This window comes from Sphingomonas sp. NPDC019816 (assembly GCF_050274375.1).
Classification (GTDB): Bacteria; Pseudomonadota; Alphaproteobacteria; order Sphingomonadales; family Sphingomonadaceae; genus Sphingomonas.
Genome location: NZ_JBNNOB010000202.1, coordinates 1 through 4,322, shown reverse-complemented (window position 1 = coordinate 4,322; position 4,322 = coordinate 1). Strand labels below are relative to the sequence as shown.

General features: G+C 70.1%; 4 protein-coding genes. 3 read left to right on the top strand and 1 reads right to left on the bottom strand.

Annotated features, from left to right (window positions below; translation table 11 throughout):
- Positions 1-106: 106 nt before the first annotated feature.
- Positions 107-268: a DUF1674 domain-containing protein gene (locus tag ACQKJZ_RS18275; RefSeq protein WP_427732992.1), complete on the bottom strand. Its 162-nt coding sequence runs from the start codon at positions 266-268 to the stop codon at positions 107-109.
- Between the two features lie 68 nt (positions 269-336).
- On the opposite strand from ACQKJZ_RS18275, the gene ACQKJZ_RS18270 reads away from it, so the two are divergent.
- The 3 genes from ACQKJZ_RS18270 to ACQKJZ_RS18260 are packed head-to-tail and all read left to right on the top strand — an operon-like array spanning position 337 to position 4,121.
- Positions 337-1,683: an RsmB/NOP family class I SAM-dependent RNA methyltransferase gene (locus tag ACQKJZ_RS18270; protein ID WP_427732990.1), complete on the top strand. Its 1,347-nt coding sequence runs from the start codon at positions 337-339 to the stop codon at positions 1,681-1,683.
- A 33-nt stretch (positions 1,684-1,716) separates the two neighbouring features.
- Entirely contained in the window at positions 1,717-2,373 is a 657-nt protein-coding gene (rpe, locus tag ACQKJZ_RS18265) for a ribulose-phosphate 3-epimerase (RefSeq protein ID WP_427732988.1), read from the top strand.
- A gap of 5 nt (positions 2,374-2,378) precedes the next feature.
- Entirely contained in the window at positions 2,379-4,121 is a 1,743-nt protein-coding gene (locus tag ACQKJZ_RS18260; protein WP_427732986.1) for a heparinase II/III family protein, read from the top strand.
- The last annotated feature ends 201 nt before the right edge of the window (positions 4,122-4,322 follow it).

The window sequence follows — 4,322 nt, the reverse complement described above, 5'->3', positions numbered from 1 at the left end:
GGGGAGGGCAGGCCCCAAGCGATGGTCTCTGCGAGGCTCCCTGCCCTCCCCCGACCCCTCCCGCCTGCGGGAGGGGAGAAAGAAGAAGGCGGGAGGGCCTCTCCCCTCAAAAATCGACCGCCACGCCCTTCAACTCCCAATCCCCGTAGCGCACCGGGTTCTTCCCCAACGGATCGCTGTCCGGCTCCGACTTGGCCTCGGGTTCCGGCACCGGCGGGTTGGGCGAGAGATAGGCGGGCGGCTTCACATGGTCGGGGCGCTGGCCCATGGGCGGTCCTTTCGACTAAGGGGCGGATATATCGCAGCCCATGTCGGGGCTGACAGGAGTTTTGCCAAGTGACACGTCCTCCCCAATCGCCGACCCGTGGCCGCCCCGATCGTCGCGGTGGTGGCCCCAAGGGCGAGGACCGGCGCGGGCGGCAGCAGCGCCCGACCGAGCCGCTGGGCACCGCCGCCCGCCGCGCCGCGATCCGGCTGCTCGACGCGGTGCTGCGCCGGGGTGAGCCGCTGGAGGCCGCGCTCGCCTCGGCGACGCGCGCGCTGGCGGGGGGACCGGACCGGGGCCTGGCGCATGCCATCGCCGCCGAGACGCTGCGCCGCCTGCCCGATCTCGACGCGCTGATCGACTCGGCGACCAAGCGGCGCCTGCCCGACGATGCCAAGGCGCGGTTCGCGCTGCGCATCGCGCTCGTCCAGGTGCTGGCGCTGGGGACGCCGCCGCACGCCGCGATCGCGACCGTGTTGCCGCTGGTCGATGGCGGCCCGCGCAAGCTGGTGCACGGCGTCTTCAGCACGATCACCAAGAGCGGCGTCCTGCTCCCCGAAATCCCCGCGCTGCCCGACGCCACGGAAGCACGCTGGGAAGCCAATTGGGGTGAGGAGATGGTCGAGGCCGCCGCCCATGCCATCGCCGCGCCGCCGCCGCTCGACCTGACGCTGGCCGATCCCGCCGCGACCGAGGAATGGGCGGAAAAGCTGGGCGGGGTCAGCCTGCTGCCCGGCCATGTCCGTTTGCCGTCGGGTAATTCGGTGATGGAATTGCAGGGCTTCGACGAAGGCGCCTGGTGGGTGCAGGACCTCGCCGCCTCGATCCCCGCGCGCCTGTTGGGCGAGGGGAAGGGGCATGTGCTCGACCTGTGCGCCGCGCCGGGGGGCAAGACCCTGCAACTCGCCGCCGCCGGCTGGACCGTCACCGCGATCGACCAGTCCGAAGCCCGCCTCGCGCGGCTGAACGAGAATCTGGAGCGCACAGGCCAATCGGCCGAGGTCGTCACCGCCGACCTGCGCGAATGGGCGCCCAAGGAGCAGGCCGACGCGATCCTGGTCGACGCGCCGTGCAGCGCCAGCGGCATCTTCCGCCGCCACCCGGATGTCCTCTACCGCGTCCGCCCCGCGATCGTTGCCGAGATGGCCGAGTTGCAGCGCGTCATCCTGGCCCGCGCCGCCGACTGGCTGAAGCCCGGCGGCCATATGGTCTATGCCACCTGCTCGCTGGAGCCCGAGGAAGGCGAGGCGCAGATCGTCGCCTTCCTGGAGGCGCGCCCCGATTATGCGCTGGTCCCGATCACGGGCGACTGGCCGGGCATCACGACCAATGGCACGATCCGCACCCTGCCGACGATGCTCGCGAAAGAAGGGCGGCTCGACGGGTTCTTCATTGCGATGCTGCAACGCAAAGGCTGACTTGGGCGCGATATGACGTTAAGGACGAATGCCATGCTCCCGGTCCGTATCGCTCCCTCCATCCTGTCCGCCGATTTCGCCAAGCTGGGCGAGGAAGTCCGCGCCATCGACGCCGCCGGCGCCGACTGGATTCATATCGATGTGATGGACGGGCATTTCGTGCCCAACATCACCATCGGCCCGGCGGTGGTGAAGGCATTGCGCCCGCACACGACCAAGCCGTTCGACGTGCATCTGATGATTTCGCCGATCGACGCCTATCTCGACGCCTTTGCCGAGGCGGGTGCGGACACGATCACCGTGCACCCGGAGGCGGGGCCGCACATCCATCGCACCATTCAGCATATCAAGGGGCTGGGCAAGCGCGCCGGCGTCGTCCTGAACCCCGGTACGCCGGCCAAGATGCTGGATTACCTGATCGACATGGTCGACCTGGTCCTGGTGATGAGCGTGAATCCCGGCTTCGGCGGGCAGAGCTTCATCGAGAGCCAGCTCAAGAAGATCGCCGCGATCCGCAAGATGATCGACCATTCGGGCCGCGCCATCGATCTGGAGGTCGATGGCGGCGTCGACCCGCACTGGGCCAAGCGCTGTATCGAGGCGGGCGCAGATGCACTGGTCGCGGGGACGGCGGCCTTCCGGGGCGGGCCAGGGCAGTACGCCGCCAACATCGCCGCCCTGCGCGGCTGATCGGAATGCGCGAAGCGACGGACGGCGGCGCGACCGCGCAGGGCGCCGACGGTATCGAGGAAGGCAAGCGGCTGGTCCGTGTCGGCGGCGGCGGGCTGTCGCTCGCCGACCGGTTGAGCGAGCATCTCCACCGGCTGACCTGGCGCACCCCGCTCCATTCGCTGCGGCTGAAGGGGCGGCATCCGCTGAAGCTGATGGCGGTGCCCGAGGACCCGGTGCTGGGCGATATCGAGCGCGGCCATGCCCTGCTCGGCGGCGTCCTCGACTGGCGCGGCGAGGAGCGGGGCGTCGAATCGATCGATTTCGCCCATCCCGACTGGTCGAGCGGCTTCGCCGACCATCTGCACAGCTTTGCCTGGCTGCGCGATCTGTCGACCGTCGCGACGCGCGCGCAGGGTGCGCCGATCGCCGAGTACCTCATGGGCCGCTGGCTCGATGCCTTTGCCGAGACGGTCGATGCCACCGCCTGGCGGCCCGACCTGTGGGGGCGGCGCATCCTGTTCTGGACCGCGCATGCGCCTTTGATCCTGTCGTCGACCGATCTCGTCTATCGCTCGCGCGTGCTCAACACGATGGCGCGCGGGGCCCGGCATCTCGATCGCGGTGCGGACAAGGCCCCGCCGGGCGTCGCGCGGATCGCGGCATGGTGCGGGGTCGTTGCGGCGGGCCTGTTGCTGGCGGGCGGCGATCCGCGTCAGGCGTTCGGCGAGGCGGGGTTGAACCGTGCCCTCGACAGCGGACTGTTCGCGGACGGCGGCGTCATCGCGCGCAGCCCGGCGGTGCAGCTCGATGCGGTCATGCTGCTGACCATGATGCGCGAGGTCTATGATGCGCGCGGACTGGTCTTCCCGGAGCATTTCCAGGCGCGGCTGCAGAAGATGATCTCGGCGCTGCTCGGCGTGATGCATGGCGACCGGTCGCTGTCGAGCTGGCAGGGCGCGGGGCCGGAGACGCCCGAGCGGATCGCGGCGGTGATCGAGGCCTCCGGCGTGCGTACCCGGCCGCTGCGCCAGGCGGGCGACTGGGGCTATCAGCGGCTGGCGGCGGCGCAGACCGTGCTGGTCATGGACGCCGCTCCCCCGCCGATCGCCCGCGCGATCGAGGGTGGCTGCGCTTCGACGCTGGCGTTCGAGTTTTCGGACGGCGCGCAGCGGATCGTCGTCAATTGCGGCGGCGCGAATGCGACCGTGGCGCAGGTGCCCGCCAGCCTGGCGCATGGCCTGCGCACCACGGCGGCACATTCGACGCTGACGCTGGGCGACAGCAACTCCACCGCGATCCATGCCGACGGCACGCTGGGACGCGGCGTCGCCCAGGTCGAGCTGAGCCGCCAGGAATCGGACGCGGCCAGCCGGATCGAGGCGAGCCATGACGGCTATGTCCGCCGCTATGGCTTCACCCATCGCCGCCAACTGCTGCTGACCGGCGACGGGCGCGAATTGCGTGGCGAGGATGCGCTGTTGCCGGAAGGGCGCAAGCGGCAGGCGGGCAGCACCAACTTCGCGCTTCGCTTCCACCTCGGCGACGGGGTCGAGGCGATGGTGACGGCCGAGAGCGGTCAGGCGATCCTGCGGCTCGACGACGGGGCGCTGTGGCAGTTCCGTTGTCGCGGGGGCACGCTGGCGATCGAGGAATCGCTCTGGATCGACGGCACCGGGCGTCCGGTCGCGACGCAGCAGCTGGTCGTCACGGGCGAAACGCCGGCGGGCGGCGCGCATGTCAGCTGGGCGTTCAAGCGGGCGCTTTAAAAGAGATTGTTCGCGCGGAGGCGCGGAGGACGCAGAGATGATTGGCCTGCCGCACGTGTAGGATTCCTCTTAAGTCTTTGCTGATCTGAGCGGCTTGCCAAGGGAACAAACCCCTCCGCGTTCTCCGCGCCTCCGCGCGAACCTATAAAATCCTCCCCGGCACGGGGAGGGGGACCACCCGAAGGGTGGTGGAGGGGGAGC

Coding starts and splice junctions, on each gene's coding strand:
- ACQKJZ_RS18275 (WP_427732992.1), bottom strand. CDS start 268: ATGGGCCAGCGCCCCGACCATGTGAAGCCGCCCGCCTATCTCTCGCCC.
- rpe (WP_427732988.1), top strand. CDS start 1,717: ATGCTCCCGGTCCGTATCGCTCCCTCCATCCTGTCCGCCGATTTCGCC.
- ACQKJZ_RS18260 (WP_427732986.1), top strand. CDS start 2,379: ATGCGCGAAGCGACGGACGGCGGCGCGACCGCGCAGGGCGCCGACGGT.